Source organism: Nocardia sp. NPDC004711 (assembly GCF_053601595.1).
On the sequence record NZ_JBSGCB010000009.1, the window covers coordinates 202,858 to 220,356 of the forward strand.

General features: G+C 70.3%; 19 protein-coding genes. 9 read left to right on the top strand and 10 right to left on the bottom strand.

What is annotated here, in order from left to right; translation table 11 throughout:
• Positions 1 to 63: 63 nt before the first annotated feature.
• Together ACWEKS_RS11420 and ACWEKS_RS11425 are read left to right on the top strand one after the other, a co-directional pair.
• Positions 64 to 399, top strand: a complete 336-nt coding sequence (locus tag ACWEKS_RS11420; protein WP_452339965.1) for an ArsR/SmtB family transcription factor — start codon at positions 64 to 66, stop codon at positions 397 to 399.
• Positions 396 to 869 carry an SRPBCC family protein gene (locus ACWEKS_RS11425; protein WP_452339966.1) on the top strand — a complete coding sequence of 158 codons (474 nt, stop codon included), beginning with the start codon at positions 396 to 398 and terminating at the stop codon, positions 867 to 869. The genes ACWEKS_RS11420 and ACWEKS_RS11425 overlap by 4 nt, the downstream gene beginning before the upstream one ends.
• 10 nt (positions 870 to 879) lie before the next feature.
• Here ACWEKS_RS11425 and ACWEKS_RS11430 read toward each other — a convergent pair whose 3' ends face one another.
• From ACWEKS_RS11430 to ACWEKS_RS11455, 6 genes are all read right to left on the bottom strand, one after another.
• Positions 880 to 1,767 (bottom strand): GNAT family N-acetyltransferase, encoded by an 888-nt coding sequence (locus tag ACWEKS_RS11430; RefSeq protein WP_452339967.1) that lies wholly within the window; start codon positions 1,765 to 1,767, stop codon positions 880 to 882.
• A gap of 183 nt (positions 1,768 to 1,950) precedes the next feature.
• Positions 1,951 to 3,189, bottom strand: a complete 1,239-nt coding sequence (gene mshC / locus ACWEKS_RS11435) for a cysteine--1-D-myo-inosityl 2-amino-2-deoxy-alpha-D-glucopyranoside ligase (RefSeq protein ID WP_452339968.1) — start codon at positions 3,187 to 3,189, stop codon at positions 1,951 to 1,953.
• A 158-nt stretch (positions 3,190 to 3,347) separates the two neighbouring features.
• On the bottom strand, positions 3,348 to 4,145 hold the full coding sequence (locus ACWEKS_RS11440; protein WP_452339969.1) for an SCO1664 family protein: 798 nt from the start codon (positions 4,143 to 4,145) through the stop codon (positions 3,348 to 3,350).
• Positions 4,129 to 4,713, bottom strand: a complete 585-nt coding sequence (locus ACWEKS_RS11445; protein ID WP_452339970.1) for a DUF3090 domain-containing protein — start codon at positions 4,711 to 4,713, stop codon at positions 4,129 to 4,131. The genes ACWEKS_RS11440 and ACWEKS_RS11445 overlap by 17 nt, the downstream gene beginning before the upstream one ends.
• A gap of 26 nt (positions 4,714 to 4,739) precedes the next feature.
• Positions 4,740 to 5,474: a histidine phosphatase family protein gene (locus tag ACWEKS_RS11450; protein WP_364610307.1), complete on the bottom strand. Its 735-nt coding sequence runs from the start codon at positions 5,472 to 5,474 to the stop codon at positions 4,740 to 4,742.
• A 16-nt stretch (positions 5,475 to 5,490) separates the two neighbouring features.
• Entirely contained in the window at positions 5,491 to 6,588 is a 1,098-nt protein-coding gene (locus ACWEKS_RS11455; RefSeq protein ID WP_452339971.1) for an undecaprenyl-diphosphate phosphatase, read from the bottom strand.
• Positions 6,589 to 6,715: 127 nt separating this feature from the next.
• Here ACWEKS_RS11455 and ACWEKS_RS11460 point away from each other — a divergent pair, with 127 nt between their 5' ends.
• From ACWEKS_RS11460 to ACWEKS_RS11475, 4 genes are all read left to right on the top strand, one after another.
• Complete coding sequence (locus tag ACWEKS_RS11460; RefSeq protein ID WP_354832450.1) at positions 6,716 to 7,675, top strand: aldo/keto reductase; 960 nt, start codon at positions 6,716 to 6,718, stop codon at positions 7,673 to 7,675.
• Positions 7,676 to 7,695: 20 nt separating this feature from the next.
• Positions 7,696 to 8,733 carry a heme/hemin ABC transporter substrate-binding protein gene (locus tag ACWEKS_RS11465; RefSeq protein ID WP_452339972.1) on the top strand — a complete coding sequence of 346 codons (1,038 nt, stop codon included), beginning with the start codon at positions 7,696 to 7,698 and terminating at the stop codon, positions 8,731 to 8,733.
• Between the two features lie 326 nt (positions 8,734 to 9,059).
• Positions 9,060 to 10,079 (top strand): FecCD family ABC transporter permease, encoded by a 1,020-nt coding sequence (locus ACWEKS_RS11470; protein ID WP_379446321.1) that lies wholly within the window; start codon positions 9,060 to 9,062, stop codon positions 10,077 to 10,079.
• On the top strand, positions 10,076 to 10,918 hold the full coding sequence (locus tag ACWEKS_RS11475) for a heme ABC transporter ATP-binding protein (RefSeq protein ID WP_452339973.1): 843 nt from the start codon (positions 10,076 to 10,078) through the stop codon (positions 10,916 to 10,918). The genes ACWEKS_RS11470 and ACWEKS_RS11475 overlap by 4 nt, the downstream gene beginning before the upstream one ends.
• Before the next feature lie 60 nt (positions 10,919 to 10,978).
• Here ACWEKS_RS11475 and ACWEKS_RS11480 read toward each other — a convergent pair whose 3' ends face one another.
• The 4 genes from ACWEKS_RS11480 to ACWEKS_RS11495 all read right to left on the bottom strand — a co-directional run bounded on the left by ACWEKS_RS11480 (position 10,979) and on the right by ACWEKS_RS11495 (position 14,447).
• Entirely contained in the window at positions 10,979 to 11,329 is a 351-nt protein-coding gene (locus tag ACWEKS_RS11480; RefSeq protein WP_452339974.1) for a YrdB family protein, read from the bottom strand.
• Positions 11,326 to 13,428 carry an MMPL family transporter gene (locus ACWEKS_RS11485; protein WP_452339975.1) on the bottom strand — a complete coding sequence of 701 codons (2,103 nt, stop codon included), beginning with the start codon at positions 13,426 to 13,428 and terminating at the stop codon, positions 11,326 to 11,328. The genes ACWEKS_RS11480 and ACWEKS_RS11485 overlap by 4 nt, the downstream gene beginning before the upstream one ends.
• A complete protein-coding gene (locus ACWEKS_RS11490; protein WP_452339976.1) occupies positions 13,428 to 13,964 on the bottom strand; it encodes a hypothetical protein in 537 nt (178 codons plus the stop codon). Before ACWEKS_RS11490 ends, ACWEKS_RS11485 begins: the two co-directional genes overlap by 1 nt.
• A 105-nt stretch (positions 13,965 to 14,069) precedes the next feature.
• Positions 14,070 to 14,447: a hypothetical protein gene (locus ACWEKS_RS11495; RefSeq protein ID WP_452339977.1), complete on the bottom strand. Its 378-nt coding sequence runs from the start codon at positions 14,445 to 14,447 to the stop codon at positions 14,070 to 14,072.
• 196 nt (positions 14,448 to 14,643) lie between these two features.
• On the opposite strand from ACWEKS_RS11495, the gene ACWEKS_RS11500 reads away from it, so the two are divergent.
• Genes ACWEKS_RS11500 through ACWEKS_RS11510 form a run of 3 tightly spaced genes read left to right on the top strand, consistent with a single transcriptional unit; the run spans position 14,644 to position 17,033 of the window.
• Positions 14,644 to 15,669, top strand: a complete 1,026-nt coding sequence (locus ACWEKS_RS11500) for a hypothetical protein (RefSeq protein WP_452339978.1) — start codon at positions 14,644 to 14,646, stop codon at positions 15,667 to 15,669.
• Positions 15,669 to 15,935, top strand: coding sequence for a DUF5703 family protein (locus ACWEKS_RS11505; protein WP_040857817.1), 267 nt, complete (start codon positions 15,669 to 15,671; stop codon positions 15,933 to 15,935). Before ACWEKS_RS11500 ends, ACWEKS_RS11505 begins: the two co-directional genes overlap by 1 nt.
• 18 nt (positions 15,936 to 15,953) lie before the next feature.
• A complete protein-coding gene (locus ACWEKS_RS11510; RefSeq protein ID WP_452339999.1) occupies positions 15,954 to 17,033 on the top strand; it encodes a quinone-dependent dihydroorotate dehydrogenase in 1,080 nt (359 codons plus the stop codon).
• Positions 17,034 to 17,499 lie beyond the last annotated feature (466 nt).

Genomic DNA, 17,499 nt, shown 5'->3' on the forward strand with positions numbered 1-17,499 from the left:
CCGCCAATCGGATTCGCCGCCACCCCTTCCGCTGCCCTGTGCGTAAGCGTAAACTTACGGTTCGTGGGTACTTACCAAAGCGCCGCTCTCGACGCCCTCGGTGACCCGACCCGGCGAGCCATCTTCGAACGCCTCGGCAAAGGCCCGTGCGCGGTCGGTGAACTCGCCCAGGAGCTTCCCGTGTCCCGGCCCGCCGTCTCCCAGCACCTCAAGGTGCTCAAACAGGCCGGCCTGGTCCGCGACGAAGCCGTCGGCACCCGGCGCGTCTACCGGCTCGACCCCAGCGGCATCGACGCGCTGCGCGCGTACTTCACCCACTTCTGGTCGACCGCGCTGTCGGCCTTTCGCGACGAAGTGAACCGCCAAACCCAGCAGGACCACACCCAGGAGCAGTCATGACCCAGCACACCGACACCGTCACCGTCGAAGTCACCGTCGAAGCGCCCATCGACAAGGCCTACCGCGTCTTCACCACCGGCATGGACACGTGGTGGCCGCGCGAGCACCACATCGGGTCCGGCCCGCTGGCCGAAGTCGTCGTCGAACCCCACGTCGGCGGCCGCCTCTACGGCCGCGAAGCCGACGGCACCGAATGCCCGTGGGGCCGGGTGCTGGAGTGGTCACCCGACACCCACTTCGCCTTCTCCTGGGACATCGACCTGAGCTGGAAACCCGAATCCGACCCGGCCCGCACCAGCCGCGTCGATGTCACCTTCACCGCCCTCGACCCCGGCCGCACCGCCGTCACCCTGGTGCACTTCGGCTTCGAAAACCACGGCCCCGGCTGGGAATCCATGCGCGACGCCGTCGGCTCCCCGGACGGCTGGCCCGCACTGCGCGACAACTACGCCAAGGTCGTCGCCGCCTGAGCAGGCACCCTCACAACAGGCGGGTGAACCACACCTGATCCCGCAACCGGATCCCGTCCACCACGATCTCCTCCGCATACCCGGCCGCGGCGGTGAACACATCGGGCACCACCCGCGTCATCCGGAAGCCGCACCGCTGATAGAACCGCAGATTCCCCACATCGGCGGTGGCGGTGGCCACCTCCAGCCGGCGCACCCCGGCGTCGGTGGCCACCGCCACCACCCGATCGATCAGCCGCCTGCCCACCCCGGTGCCCCGCACCGGTTCCGCCACAGCGGTATTGACGATCTCCCAGGTCGATTCCCCAGCCCCCGGCGCGGCCTGGACATGGCCGACCACCGCCCCGGAGTCGTTGCGCGCCACCCACACCCGCCCCCGGCCGATATACCCGGCCAGCGCCGGCTCGGAATCCTCGGCCATCCGGAACGACCACACGATCTCGGCGCGATCACCGAGGAACTCCTCGATCCGCACCCCGCCCGCCGCCTCCGGCACCACGATCAGCATCCACCCCTCCGGATCCAGCACCGCGAACGCCCCCGCCGCCACCCAATACGGATTGTCCGGAACCACCTCGGCCACACCATGATCGGCCAGCCGCGCCCGCAACCGCGCGAACCCCGACCGCAGATACAGCACCACCGCATGCTCGGGGCCCGGCGGTGCCGGTGGCGGCGCGCCCTCGCGGCGCACCAGCTCCAGCTGCGCCGACGCGTCCGGCAGCCCGAACACGAACCCGCTGTAGCCGGCATGATCCTCGAACACGAAAAGTTCGGTCAGTCCGACGATCTCCCGATAGAACGCCGCACACTCCACCAGCCGATCGGTCTCCCGCGCGAAACGCGCCGCCGCCAGCGACCACTCGCCGCGACCGGACTCCGAGGCAACCACAGGCATATCCTCCTCACAGACCACGACACCCGCACGCCGGCATGCGCGGCCCGGCACCGAGCAGTCGACCCATTTCTCTCTGACCGCCCGCCCGGCCCCGAGACACCGTCACCGAACCCCGACCGGTCGAAACACGAACGCGCGAGCCCGGATCCGGGTTCGCGCGTTCGACTCACGCTCTCGGGCGGCTCAGAGCGCGACACCCAGCAGGGCGTCGACGGTGTCCTTGATCAGGCCCGGCGCCGCGGTATCGGGTCCGCCGTAGGCCAGCGCCTGCTGCGCCCACGCGTCGATCGCCGCGATCGCCTTCGGCGTGTCCAGATCGTCGGCCAGATGCCGCCGCACCAGCGCCACCGTGTCACCGGCCTCGGGACCCGACTGCAGCGCCACCGCCGCGCGCCACCGCTCCAGCCGCGAAAGCGCTTCGGCCAGTACCGCATCCGACCACTCCCGGTCGGCGCGATAGTGGCCCGCGAACAGCCCCAGCCGGATCGCGGCCGGGTCGGTGCCCGCGCGGCGCAGCTTCGACACGAACACCAGATTGCCGCGCGACTTCGACATCTTCTCGCCGTCGAGCCCGATCAGGCCCGCATGCACGTAGTGGCGGGCGAAACGGCGTCCCTTCACCAGCGCCTCGGCGTGCGCGGCCGAATACTCGTGGTGCGGATAGATCAGATCGCTGCCGCCGCCCTGCACATCGAACTCGGTGCCGATGCGGTTGAGCGCGATCGCCGCACACTCGATGTGCCAGCCGGGACGGCCCGCCCCGAACGGCGCCGGCCACGACGGCTCACCCGGCCGCTCCGCGCGCCACAGCAGCGCGTCGATCGGATCCCTTTTGCCCGGCCGCTGCGGATCCCCGCCGCGCTCGGCGAACAGTCGATCCATCGTCGCCCGGTCGTAGCCGGACTCGTACCCGAACTGCTCGGTCGCGTCGTGGCGGAAGTAGATGTCGGCGTACTCCGGATCGTCGACCACATACGCCGCACCCGAGGCGAGCAGTTTGTCGACCAGCTCCACCACCTCCTGCACCGACTCGATCGCGCCGATGTAGTCGCGCGGCGGGATCACCCGCAACGCGGCCATGTCCTCACGGAACAGGTTGATCTCCCGGGTGCCGAGCTCGCGCCAGTCGATGCCGTCGCGCTGCGCGCGCTCGAACAGCGGATCGTCGACATCGGTGGTGTTCTGCACGTAGTGCACCTCGTGCCCGCCGTCGCGCCACAACCGGTTGACCAGGTCGAAGGTCAGATAGGTGGCCGCGTGCCCGAGATGGGTCGCGTCATAGGGGGTGATGCCGCACACGTACATCGTCGCGGTGGCGCCGGGGGTCACCGGGCGCACCTGCTTGTCGGCGGTGTCGAACAACCGCAACGCCGGTCCGGATCCGGGAACGGTCGGGACAGCGATATCGGACCAGGACTGCATGAATCGAGGTTAACGGTGTGATCGCGCCCCATTCCCGCCGCCCCCGCACCGGTGTGCCGCGCGACACCCACCCGCCCTGGCCGACCAGCACCCTAGTCGCGGGCGCGCGGGTGTCAAGAGTTGCAATCACGAGGAGGCGAACGTCGCCGCCGACCGGGTCAGAACGCGGGCCAGGGAATCGGGCGCTGACTCACCGGCATCGGCATCACCGGCTCCTCCAGCAGGGCCCGCCCGCGCGCCTCGAGCGCCTCGATCTCGGCGTCGGTGAGGAACTCCGCCAGCCGCTCACCCAGCTCACCGGGCAGCGCCTTGACGAAAACCGTAATGTCGGTGAGCAATTCGTCACCGATCGGCTCACCGGCCCAGCCCCACAACACCGTGCGCAACTTCGGGTCGCGGTGCAGGCAGATGCCGTGATCGACACCGTAGACCCGCCCGTCGAGCCCGACCAGGGCATGCCCGCCCTTGCGGTCGGCATTGTTGAGCAGCACATCCAGCACCGCCATCCGATGCAGCCGCGGATCATCGGCATGCACCAGCGACACCGGATGCCCGCCCGGATCCAGCGCCCGCAACACCTCCCGATACCCCTCGGGCACCGCATCCACCGGGCACAGATCCACCAGATCCGGGCCCGGGGCATCCTCGGCGGTCTCGATCCAGCGCTGCACCATGCCCGGCCCGAAAGGACCCTCCCGCAACACGGTTTCCGGGATCACGCCCCAGCCGATCGCCTCCGACACCAGATACGAGGCCACCTCCCGCCCGGCCAGGGTGCCGTCGGGGAAATCCCACAGCGGCCGCTCCCCGCGCACCGGCTTGTACACCACCCGCAGCCCCGCGCCGTCGGTCTCGCAGACCAGCGTGACATTGCTGGCGGTGGTGACCTGCCCGATCACCGTCAGCTCGGCGGTGCGCAGCCCGTCCTCGCTCACGCCGTCATTCCTCGAGTTCATTGGCGCCGAAGATGTCGCCGCGCTTGTAGCCGTTGGTGCGCACGCACATGTGCCCCTTGGACGACAGCGGTTCCCCGCACAGCGGGCACGGCGGGCGTCCGGCGGCGATCACGCGCGCCGTGCGCAGCGCGAACTCGCGCGCCTGCACCGGGGTCAGGAACACCCGCACCGCGTCGGGACCCTCCTCGGTGTCGTCGAGCACCACCGATTCGTCCACCTCGGTCTCGGTGATCGCCAGCAGCTCCACCACCACCGCGCCCGCGTCGGCGTCCCAGCCCAAACCCATGGTGCCGACCCGGAATTCGGCATCGATCGGGGTGATCAACGGCGCGGTGTCGGCCACATCGGCGGCCTGCGGCGGCACGGCGGTGCCGAAGCGTCGTTGTACCTCGTCCAGCAGCAGACCCATCCGATCGGCCAGCACCTTCACCTGCTGCTTCTCCAGCAGCACGCTGATCACCCGCGGGTCCTGCACGGCTTGCAGGTAGAACGCGCGGTCGCCCGGCTCGCCGACGGTGCCGGCGACGAAACGATCGGGGGTGCGGAAGATATGGATTGCTCGGCCCATTGCACCTCCATTCGGTTCACTCACACTTATGAATCGGGGCGTTCCGCTACCCCATTATCCGTACTGATGGTGGTACCCGTTTCCCCGCCGGGAACCGGCCCCGAGTGCGATTCGCCGCCGGTTCGCGGTGAAATCGCCGCCAACGCGGACAGGTCCGTCCCGGTGTCGTTGACCCGCCACACGTACGGGGCGGTCGGGGTGTAGCGGATGACGCTGATCGACGCCGGCTCCACCACGATGCGCTGGAACCCGTCGAGGTGAATGCCGAACGCGTCGGCCAGCACCGATTTGATGACGTCGCCGTGCGTGCACGCAATCCACAACACATCGCTACCATGCCGGGCCGCGAACTGCCGATCCCGTTCGCGGACAGCGGACACGGCCCGAAACTGCACCTGTGCCAAGGACTCTCCGGAGGGGAAGGTCGCCGCCGAGGCGTGGCGCTGCACCACCTTCCACAATGGCTCGCTCATCAGGTCCGCCAGGGCCTTGCCGGTCCAGTCGCCGTAGTCGACCTCGAGCAGGCGTTCGTCGGGTTCGGGTTCGAGTCCGAGTTTGTCGGCCAGGGGGGCGACGGTGCGCTGGCAGCGCAGCAGCGGTGAGCACACGATGTGTTCGATGGGCAGTGATCCCAGCCGCTCCATCAGGCTCTGCGCCTGTTCGCGTCCGCGGTCGGTCAGATCGACGCCCGCACTGCGGCCGGCCAGGGTGCGAGCGGTATTCGACGTGGACACGCCGTGCCGCAACAGGATCACCGTCACCGGGACAGCCTACTGGCTACGTCGCCGGCACGACGCCGGTCGTCAGCAGCACCAGCACCGTCAACCCCAGCAGGATGCGGTAACCGACGAACCAGTCCAGCGAGTGCCGCGCCACGAACTTCAGCAGCCACGCCACCGAGGCATACCCCACCGCGAAGGACACGATGGTCGCCACCAGCAGCTGCGGGCCCGACGCATTGAGGCCCTCACCAGCGGGTTCGAACGCGTCGGGGAGACTGAACAGGCCCGAGGCCAGCACCGCCGGGATCGCCAGCAGGAACGAGAACCGCACCGACGCCTCCCGGGTCAGCCCGCAGAACAGGCCCGCCGACGAGGTCGCGCCCGAACGCGACACGCCCGGAATGAGGGCCAGGCACTGCGCCAGCCCCATGATCAGGCCGTCGCGGGTGGTCAGCAGCTCGATCGGGCGGCGCCGGCGACCGTAGGCCTTGCCCGAGTAGTACTCCGCGGCCGCGATCACCAGGGCGAACACGATCAGCATGATCGACACCAGCCACAGATTCCGTGCGCCGGTACGGATCTGGTCCTTCAGCAGCAGACCCAGCACCCCGATCGGGACGGTGGCGATGATCACATACCAGCCGATCCGATAGTCCAGTTCGCGCTGCACGTCGGGATCGGGGCCGAAGGAGAAGCGCCCGTCCTCGGTCAGCACCGGCAGCCGGGTGGTCGCACGCTCGGACACCGGCACCGAAACCCGTTGCGGCGCGGCCACCTTCGACCACATCGTGGTGCACCAGGCGACCAGGATGCGCCAGATGTCCTTGGCGAAGTACACCAGCACCGCCGCCTCGGTGCCCAGCTGGGTGACCGCGGTGAACGAGGCGCCCGCATCGTCACCGAAGAACACCGCCGAGGTGATCCGCAGATGCGCTGAGGAGGAGATCGGCAGAAACTCCGTCAGCCCCTGCACCAGGCCCAGCACCAGCGCCTGCACCCACGTCATCGACTCGCCCACACACCCTCCAGTCCCGAATCGTCGGCTCCCGGTGCGGATTTCGGCGCCACAGCGCGCCCGAACCGCCACCGCCCCGGCGCATCCGCGCCGCAACACCGCAGCGACCCTACCGGGCGGGTGTCCGAATTCGGACATGCATGCGCGAAATGGGCGGAGTTGCCCGATACGGATATCGACCCGCCGCGCTCGCCGCGGGCCGTAGCCCGGCAGATGCGACAGGTGGGCCTAGGCTGACGCGTGTGACGAAAGTGCAAGCGCGGTGATGGAACAACGGACGGTCGGCCGCAGCGGACTGCGGGTCTCGAGGCTCGGGCTGGCCACCCACACCTGGGGCAGGGAAACCGACGCCGAGGACGCGGCCGCCCAGCTGATGGCGTTCGTCGAAGCCGGCGGCACCCTGGTCGACACCTCCCCCGCCTACGGGGATGGCGCCGCGCAACACATTCTCGGCGAACTGCTCTCCGAGATCGGCCGCGAGGACCTCGTGCTGTCCGGAAGTGCCGGATACACACCGATACTCAGCGATGCCGCCGCCGAAGCGCCCGCCGCCGTGCGCTGGACCGTCGACGCCTCCCGGCGCACCATGCGGCGCCAGCTCGACCACACCCTGCGCCAGCTCGGCACCGACCACCTCGACCTGTGGACCGTCGCCGCCTGGGACCCGCACACCCCCCTCGAGGAGATCGCCGACACCCTGTCGTGGGCGGTGCGCTCGGGGCGGGTGCGCTACGCGGGCGCGCGCGGCTACGACGGCTGGCAGCTGGCCACCCTGGCGGCCGCGGCGCCCATCACCGCCGCGACCACCCAGTACTCGCTGCTCGCGCGCGGGGTGGAGCACGAATTCGTGCCCGCCGCACAGCATCACGGCATCGGCCTGATCGCCACCGCGCCACTGGCCGGGGGCATCCTCACCGGCAAATACCGCGACGGCGTGCCCGCCGACTCGCGCGGCGCCGACGAGGCCACCGCCGCCGAGATCACCGCGCACCTCGACGATCGCGCGGTGCGGGTGGTGGACGCGGTGGTCACCGCCGCCGACGGGCTGGGCACCTCACCGCTGGCGGTGGCGCTGGCCTGGATCCGCGATCAGCCCGCGGTGGCGACGATGCTGGTCGGGGCGCGGGATATCGGGCAGCTCACCGGGATTCTGGCCGCCGAAACCCTCGAGCTGCCGCGTGCCATCACCGCGGCACTGGGAGACGTGAGCGCACGCACAGAATGAGCAAGGCTAACCTTACCTGCATGAGGTGTCTCGTGAATGCCCGCTCGGCCGCACGCCCGCTGCTGATCATGCTGCTCGGCATCGGCCTGGTCGCGGGCGTCGCCGCCTGCAGCAGCGGCACCTCCGGCAGCGGCGGCACCCACGGCCCGGTGACCGCCAGCGTCGGCGACCTGAACCCGGTGGCGATCGGACCAGAACCCACCCCGGTGCTGCCCGCGACCGTGAAGTCCTTCGACGGCAGCGACGTCACCGTCACCGACACCAGCCGCATCATCGCCGCCGACCGCTACGGCACCCTCGCCCAGACCGTCGTCGCGCTCGGCCTCCGGTCAAAATTGGTCGGCCGCTCCAACTCTGCGGCGTTCCCCGCCGTCGAGGACCTGCCCACCGTCTCCAGCGGCGCGGGCACCCTGAGCGTGGAATCGGTTGCGGCACTGCGGCCCACGGTATTCCTCACCGACACCACCGCCGTCACCCCCGCCCTGCGCGAGCAGCTCAAGGCACTCGGCATCACCGTGGTCTACTTCGACCCGCAGCGCACCATGGACGGCGTCGTCCCCCAGATCCAGGCCGTCGCCGCCGCCCTCGGCGTCCCCGACGCCGGCAAGGCCCTGGCCCAGCGCACCCGCGACGAGATCTCCGCGGCCACCGCCTCGGTGCCACACCAGGATTCGAAGCCCAAGATCGCGTTCCTGTACCTGCGCAGCACCGCCATCACCATGATCGCCGGACCCGGCTCCGGCGCCGACTCGCTCATCACCGCCCTCGGGGGTATCGACGCCGGCACCGCCTCGGGCATCACCCAGGACTTCCTGCCCATCACCAGCGAAGCCATGATCGCCGCCGCCCCGGACGTCTTCCTGCTCATGAGCGACGGCCTGGCCTCCGTCGGCGGCATCGACGGTTTGGAGAAGATCCCCGGCGTCGCCCAGACCCCCGCCGGACGTGACCGCCGCGTCGTCGACATGTCCGACGCCGTCCTGCTGTCCTTCGGCCCCGACACCGGCCGCGTCCTGGCCGCCCTCGTCAAGGCCGTCTACGGCACGAGCAACGCATGACCGACCCCCGGACCCCGCAACCCGATTCGGCCGGCCCGCCCGGCCCTGCCGCCACACCGGACGGCGACGGGACCGACCCGGCCGCCGACCGCGCGGCGAACCGGCCCAGGGCACAGGAGACGACCTCGCCCCCGAGCGAGCGCGACGAGACCGATCGGGCGATGGCCGAGCGGGCGAACCCGGCTGCCGCCGTGGAGTCCGGCAGCCCGGCCACCGGTCGCGGGGCAGTCGAGGTCGCCGATTCGGAGAGGGAATCGGTTGCCGCACACCGTTTGCCGGCGAGCGTGGACCCGGCTCCGGCCGGTCGGCGCCGCCGGCCGCGCACCGTGCTGATCTTCGCCGCGGGCCTGGCCGGGCTGGTGGTGCTGGCCCTGATCTCCGCGGCCATCGGGCAGGTGCCGACCAGCCCCGCCGAGGTCGCGGGCAGCGTGTTCCACCGCATCGGGCTCGACTGGGGGCCACTGCCCCACCATCCCGCCGGCTACGTGACGTTGTGGGAGGTACGGTTCCCGCGCGTCGTGCTCGCGGTGCTCGTGGGCGCCGCCTTGGCCACCGCGGGCGCGCTGCTGCAGGGCGTGTTCGCCAACCCGCTCGCCGAACCCGGCGTCATCGGCGTGTCCGCAGGCGCGGCCGTCGGGGCGGGTGCGGTCATCGTGGTCGGCGGCGCGTTCACCGCAGCCTGGTCGGTGGCGGCGGGCGCGTTCGTCGCCGGGCTGGGCACCACCCTGCTGGTGTATCTGCTCTCGCGCTCGGGCGGGCGCACCGAGGTGGTGACCTTGATTCTCACCGGCGTCGCCATCAACGCCTTCGCCGGTGGTGTCATCTCGTTCCTGCTGTTCAAGGCATCCCCGGCGGCCCGCGATCAGCTGGTGTTCTGGCAGATGGGCAGTCTCAACGGTGCCAGCTGGCAGGCGGTCAACGTGGTGTGGCCGCTGACCCTGCTGGGCATCGCGGCCGCGATCTGGATGGCCCCGCGTCTGGACCTGCTCGCCCTCGGTGAATCCGCGGCCCGCCACCTCGGGGTCGACGTGGAACGGTTGCGGCGCAACATCATCGTCGTCGTCGCGGTGCTCGCCACCGCCGGCGTCGCGTTCACCGGCATCATCCTGTTCGTCGGATTGATCGTGCCGCACCTGGTGCGCATGCTCGTCGGGCCCGGACACCGGGTGCTGATTCCGCTGTCGGCGATCCTCGGCGCGGCGGTGCTCGTCGCCGCCGACATCGGCGCCCGTGCCCTGGTCCACAACGCGGACCTGCCGCTGGGCATGATCACCTCGCTGGTCGGCGGGCCGTTCTTCTTCTGGCTGCTGCGCCGCACCCGCGCACGATCGGGAGGCTGGGCATGAGCGGCCTGCGCGAGCTGGCAACGATTCTCGGACGTTCCCCCGCACTGCCGGAGACACCCGAACCGGGCGCGGTCACCTTGCGCGCCCGCAACGTCAGTGCCAAGCGCGGCGACCGCACGGTCCTCGAGGGCATCGACTTCCCGGTGATCGCCGGGCAGATCGTGGCGCTGGTCGGACCCAACGGCGCCGGGAAGTCCACACTGCTGGCCGCCCTCGCCGGGGAACTCGAACTCTCGGGCGGCAGTGTCGAACTCGACGGGCACGCCCTGACCCACTGGACCCATCTGGACATGGCGCGCCGCCGCGCGGTGCTGCCGCAATCGCACACCGTCGGATTCCCGTTCCGCGCACGCGAAGTGGTGGCCATGGGACGCTCCCCGTGGGCACGCACCGGCCGCCAGGACCACGACGACGAGGCGATCGCCGCCGCCATGGCCGCCACCGACGTCGAACGCTTCGCCGAGCGCCCCTTCCCCGCCCTGTCCGGCGGCGAACGCGCCCGCGTCGCCCTGGCCCGGGTACTGGCCCAGGACACCGCGACCCTGCTGCTCGACGAGCCCACCGCCGCACTCGATCTCGGCCACCAGGAGCAGGTGCTGCACCTGGCGCGCGAGCGTGCCGCCGCGGGCGCGGCCGTCGTGGTCGTGCTGCACGATCTCGGTGTCGCCGCCGCCTACGCCGACCGGGTCGCGGTCCTGGAAGCCGGGCGCATCGCCGCCGACGGCCCGCCCCGTCAGATCCTCACCCCGGAACTGCTCTCCCGCGTCTACCAGCACCCGGTCGACGTCTTCGACCACCCGGTGACCGGCGCGCAACTGGTGCTGCCGGTCCGCGGCTGATTCGCCCAAAGCCGTGCGGGCCAGGCACATTCGCCTCGGCTCGCACGGCGGCAGCACTGATCAGAGCTGCTGCTGACCCCACAGCAGCCGCAGCGCGCCGTTGTCCAGCCACACCGCGAACATCACCACACCCGCGACCGGAGTCCAGGCCAGGCCCAGCAGCACCGCCGCCGCGCCGAACCACACGACCTCCAAAACGACACGCCGCCAACCGGTTTGCGGGAACCGGGGATCCTTGGCCGCACCGAACAGCGCCCACACCACGATGAACACCGCCGGGGCCGCCAGCCCCAGCAGCACCCGCACCACGATCGGGGCCGACACGGTGAACCCCCACCACGCGGCCGCACCCAGCACCAACAGTTCCAGCAGGAACATCACCAACAGGTTCGCGCCTTTGAGCACGCTCATCGCCAGACCAACTTCAATACCGCAGGAGTCAACAGCATGCGGATCACGGTGGCGTCCAACACCAGTGCCGCGATCATGCCGTAGGCAATGTATTTCATCAGCACCAGATCCGAGAACCCGAACGCCCCGGTCACCACGATCAGGATCGCCGCGGCCGAGGTGATCACACCGCCGGTGTGGGCGATGCCGGAGCGGATCGCCTCGGGCGCCTCGGCGCCCGCCGCGCGCGCCTCGGCCATCCGCGACTGCAGGAACACCTCGTAGTCGGTCGACAGGCCGAACAGCACCGTCACGATCAGCACCAGCACCGCGAACATGAGCGGGCCCGGCGTGAAGTCGAACAGGCTCGCGCCGTGGCCCTGCACGAAGATCCAGGTCAGCACGCCCAGGGTGGCGCCGAGGCTGAGCGCGCTCATCACCACCGCCTTGATCGCCAGCACCAGCGACCGGAACGCCGCGTACATCAACGCGATCGCCGCCACGACCAGGATCGCCGCCAGCAGCGGCAGCCCCTTGATCAATCCCTGGATCGAATCCCGTTCCAGCGCGGGCACACCCGCGACCATCACGTGCACCCCGTCCGGTTGCGGGATCGAGCGCAGCGCCGCGATCACGCTGTCGGCGTCGCGTTTGTCGCGCAGCCCGCTGGCCAGCACCGTCACCTGATCCTTGGTCGGCGCGGCCGGATCGAACGGCCCCGTCATCTCCGGGCCGACCATCTGATTGGCGGCGTAGCGGATATCCGAGAGCTGCTGCGGATTCGCGCCCACCACCACCAGCTTCAACGGCTCGGTGCGGAACTGCGGGAACATGCGGTCGAAGTCCTGCTGCGCCACCCGCGCCGGATTGTCCGAGGCCAGATACCGCTCGCTCAGCCCCCCGAACTCGATACTGCGGAACGGCAGGATCAGCACCAGCAGCATCAGCACCACCGGCACGATCACCCGCCACGGCTTGCGCATCGCGAAAAGCGCCAGCCGCGAGAAGAATCCGGCATCGATCTGCTCGGCGGTGCGGACACTGGCCAGTCCGTGCCATCCCCACAGATCGATGCGCCGCCCCACGATCGACAACACCGCCGGCAGCGCCGTCACCGACAGCACCGCCGCCAGCAGCACCGAGGAGATACCGCCCAGCGGCACCGACCGCAGCACACCATTGGGGTAGATGAACAACGCGCCCAGGCTCACCGCGATGATCGCCGCCGAGAACAACACCGTCCGCCCGGCCGTCGCCACCGTCCGCGCGGTGGCCTCCTCGACACTGCGGCCCGCCGCCAGCTCCTCCCGGAACCGGGTCACCGCGAACAGCCCGTAGTCGATCGCCAGCCCCAGGCTCACCAGCGTGACCACCGCCGAGGCGAACACGTTGACCTGCAGATGATTCGTCAGCAGCCGCATGATGCCCTGGCTGCCCAGGATCGTCATGCCGCCGATCAGCACCGGCAGCAGCGCCCCCACCACCCCGCCGAACACGAAATACAGCAGGATCGCCACCAGCGGCAGCGCGATCAGCTCCGCCCGGTGGATGTCGTCCTGCATGCCGGTGTTGATGCCCTCCACCACCGGCTGCAGTCCGGCCAGCTGCACCGTCGTCCCGCCGGGCCCGGAACCGGTTGCGCCCGCGTGGAATTCGCTCTTGATGGCCAGATAGTTGTTCACCGTGTCGGTGCCGCCGGCCCCGCGCAGCCCGATGCTGGCGAAGGCGTGCGTGCGCGAGGCGTCGGCGAACTGCCCCATCAGCGCGCCGTCCCAATACGAGTCGATCTTCAGGATCCGATCGGGATGCTCGGTGCGCAGCCGGGTCAACTCCGCCGCCACCGCCGACCGCACCGGCTCGTCGTCGACGGTCAGCCCGGGCGGGGCGGTGTAGATGGCGATCAGATCCGCGTCGGTGTCGCGCCCGAAGGTGGCATCGGCCAGCTTCGACGCCGCCACCGACTGACTGGACTCGTCGAACCAGCCCTCCTGGGTGAGGTGATCACCCAGATCCCGCCCATAGCACCCCGACGCCAGCACGACCAGACCGAACACGGCGAACACCACGAACCGGAAACGGTGGATCAGCCGCCCCCACCGCAGGGATCCGGCCTCGAGCATCAGCCGCAGGCCGCGGTCTTGTAGTCGGCCGAACGCAGAATGCCGCACAGGTCGGTGCGCGAGATCTTCCAGTGCCCGTCCTTGTACACGAAATGCACCACCGTGGTGCGCACATCGGTGCCGGTGCCGTCCTTGTCCAGGCTCAGCGTCGCGGTCAGGGTGCCGTCGTGGTTGTCGAACACCGGATCCTTGACCCCGTACACCGCGCGCGGATGATCGGCCAGCGCCTTGTACATGTCCGGGATCGCGTCCTTGAACGCCTGCCCGTCCTCGATCAGCGCGGTCCGGTCACTGTCGGGCAGATTCGGATCCAGCGCGCTCTTGATCTGCGCGTCCAGCTCCTGCGCGGTCGGGATGGCCGGCTTGTTGGCGCTGCTCTGCGCGGCCGCGGCCGCCGAGGACGAACTCAGTGCCGCGTACGCCGAGGACCGTGCCTGGGCCACCTTGGACTCGTCGTCGCCCCCGCCGCACGCGGCGATCGACGCGCCGAGCACGGTCAACAGGAGCGCGGCGGCGGCCGGTCGTCGAAGTCGCATCAACATCCTCGTCAGCTCGAACTGCGGTTGTGTGCCGTTAGTTTGTCACGCGCCGCGTCCGAGGGTGATTCCTGTGTCACAGACACCCGGTTCCGTGCGAGCAGCTCACATGCCGTCGATGACCGCGCTGAGCCGGCCCAGCAGTGCCCGCACCGTGACGGCCTCCCGCAGCTGCGCGGCCGGCACCGGCGTGGCCTGCGGAATCAGATCGCGCACCAGCGCCACCACGCTGCGCTCGTCGTCGAGATCGATATCGGTCACCGGCGCCAGCGCCACCGCTTCGACGTCCTCGGGGCCGGGCACGGCGGTGGCCAGCCCGAGCCGGTAGATCTCGAGGGTGAGGGTCGCGCGGTGGGTGCGGAAGGCGAACGACCGCCCGTCCGCGGTGACCCCGAACCCGTGCGCGTAACGACCCACCGTCACGTCTTCGACGGTGAAGCCCGGAGTGCGGTCGGCTACCAACAGATCTCCCTGATACAGCACGCTTTTGCCTTCCACGGTAACCGCACCGGCCGACAGCGCCACCGAAAGCCCATGTCACATCATGCAAATCGGCCCGGGAGGCGCGCGGCACACCGCCGCGAAGACCCCCGCTTGTCGGGTGTGGTGACGGATCATGGTCAGATAAGAGAGCACGCATGATTTCGTCGGTCAGTTCGGTCAGTAAGGAGTTCGCTGCATGCGCCGTCGCGGCTGGATCGGTTCAGCCCTCGCGGGTGTGACCGTGGTGACCCTGCTGGCGGGCTGTTCCTCCCAGGAGAACAACGCCGACAACGCCACTCGCGACCCGGCCACGCCGGCCGCCGCGCCCGCGGCCACCGCGACCCCCGCCGGGGAGGTGACCCCCAGCACCCCGATCTCACTGCTGGTCTCCGAACCGGCCACCGGAATCCTGGCCGCCGCGACCACCGCCGGCGACAAACCCGTGCTGCGGCTCACCGACACCGCCACGCCCGGCAACCACCGGACCACCGATGTCCCGCTGCCCGGCAAGGCCGCCACGCTGGCCCTCGGCAAGCCCGGCGAGATCCTCGTCGCGGTGCCCGGCAGGATCCTCCGCGTCGACGCCGCCGCGGCCAAGGTCACCGAGATCGCGATCGACGGCGACGTGCACGCGGTGGCGCTGCGCCCCGACGGCTCGCTGGTGGCGGGGCTGGCCAACGGCAAGGTGCTGCTGCTGGACGCGGACGGCACTGTGCGCCACACCATTTCGGGCCTGTCCTCCGCCGATGCCGTCGAGGCCGGCGACGGCGCGGTGGTCGTGCTCGATCGCCGCCAGACCGCCATCGTCCAACTCGACGGCTCCAGCAAGCTCGGGCTGTCGCTGCGCGCGGGCGACGGGGCGTCGAACATGATCGGCGACCACTTCGGCCGCCGCCTCGTCACCGACACCGCCGGGCAGGAACTGCTGGTCTACACCGCCGATCCCTTGGTCCTGCACCAGCGTTTCCCGGTAGGCTCTTCGCCCTACGCACTCGCCTACGATCAGCGGTCCGAGACCGTGTGGGTGACGCTGACAGGCAGCAACGAAGTCGTCGGCTACGACCTGTCGACGGGTATACCGGTAGAGGTGGGGCGCTACCCGACGGTGCGCCAGCCCAACGCGGTGACCATCGACGGCCGCACCGGTGACATGTTCGTGGGATCCGCGACCGGTGACGGTCTGCAACGGATCGGCGCGGACCAGCGGAAGAGAGGGCAGTGATGGCTCGGGCCTCACGATCGGCGCACCAATCGCGCACATTGCCGGAGGGCTGGGAGGAATCCAGCGACGAATGGGAATACGTGCCCCTGCGGCTGCCGCCCGGCATCAGCAGGGTCACCGCCTCCATGCGACTGTCCATCCACGCCGAATACGGTGGCTGGGAGTTGTCGCGGGTGCGGGCCTACACCGATGGCAGCCGTCGCGTGTTGCTGCGCCGCCGCAAGACGACCCCCCTGCTATCCCCGACACCCGAGGCGGTGATGTAACCCCCCATGTACGAGCGCCTGTACAGCCTGTTGCTGAAGGTGATGTTCCTGCTGCCGCCGGAACGCATCCACCACCTGGCCTTCGCCGCCATGCGGCTCGCGACCCGCTTCGCCCCGGGCCGCGCGCTGACCGGCAGGCTGCTGGTGGCCGACGATCCGATCCTGCGCACCCGCGTGTTCGGCGTGGACTTCCCCGCGCCGCTGGGTCTGGCCGCCGGCTTCGACAAGAACGCCGACGGCGTCGACGCGTGGGGCCCGCTCGGTTTCGGCTACGCCGAGATCGGCACCGTCACCGCCCAGGCCCAACCCGGCAACCCGGCCCCCCGGCTGTTCCGCCTGCCCGCGGACCGGGCGCTCATCAACCGCATGGGCTTCAACAACTTCGGCGCGGCCGCCGCCGCCGAACACCTGGCCCACCGCCTGCCCGGCGGCGTCCCCATCGGCGCCAACATCGGCAAGACCAAGATCGTCGAACCCGAGGACGCCGCGGGCGATTACGCCATCTCCGCCGGACTGCTGGGCCCGCTGGCCGACTTCATGGTCGTCAACGTCAGCTCCCCCAACACCCCCGGCCTGCGCGACCTGCAGGCGGTGACCTCGCTGCGCCCGATCCTGCAGGCGGTCCTCGACACCGTCTCGGTCCCCGTCCTGGTCAAGATCGCCCCCGACCTGTCCGACGAGGACATCGACGCCGTCGCCGACCTCGCCGTCGAACTCGGCCTGGCCGGCATCGTCGCCACCAACACCACCATCCGCCGCGACGGCCTGCGCACCCCCGCCGCCGACGTGGAACCGATCGGCGCAGGCGGCCTCTCGGGCGCCCCCGTCGCCGACCGCTCCCTCGAAGTGCTGCGCCGCCTCTACAGCCGAGTGGGCGGCGAACTCACCCTCATCTCCGTCGGCGGCATCGAAACCGCCGACCAGGCCTGGGAACGCATCCTCGCCGGCGCCTCCCTCCTCCAGGGCTACACCGGCTTCATCTACGGCGGCCCGTTGTGGGCCAAGCACATCCACCGCGGCCTCGCCGCCAAACTCCGCGCCCACGGCTACACCACCCTGGCCGACGCGGTCGGCGCCGAACACAAAACCCGCGCCTGACAACCGATCCCGGCCACTGACCTCGCAGGGGCGGCGGCCCGACGCCTCATAGGGACCGATCGGGTGCGGCGAATCGTCGTGCGGGTCAGGTCGGTCAGGCCCACAGGTGGCGAGAGCGGGCGCCTGTCGTCGAAGGACGGTGCGCGGTGGCTGCCCATCCTGCGAGGATCGATTCGGGTCGTTCGTCCTCCTCGTCGGTCTCTCGGGGGGTGTCCTGGCGGTACATCCGTGCGGCCAGGCGTTGCGCGAGCAGGAGTAACGCGTTCGACGCCGATGCCGACGCGGGTGGCCAGGTCGGCGGCCCACAGGTGGGCGGCTTCGTCGTAGACGACGGCCGGATCGGACAGGATTTCGTCCAATTCCATTCCGGCGCGGGCCTGTTCGTGGGTGAGCCGGTGGGTCGGAAGCCAGCTCAGGCGCCAGACCGCTTCGCTGCCCCGGTGCTCGCGGATCGCATACTCGGGGC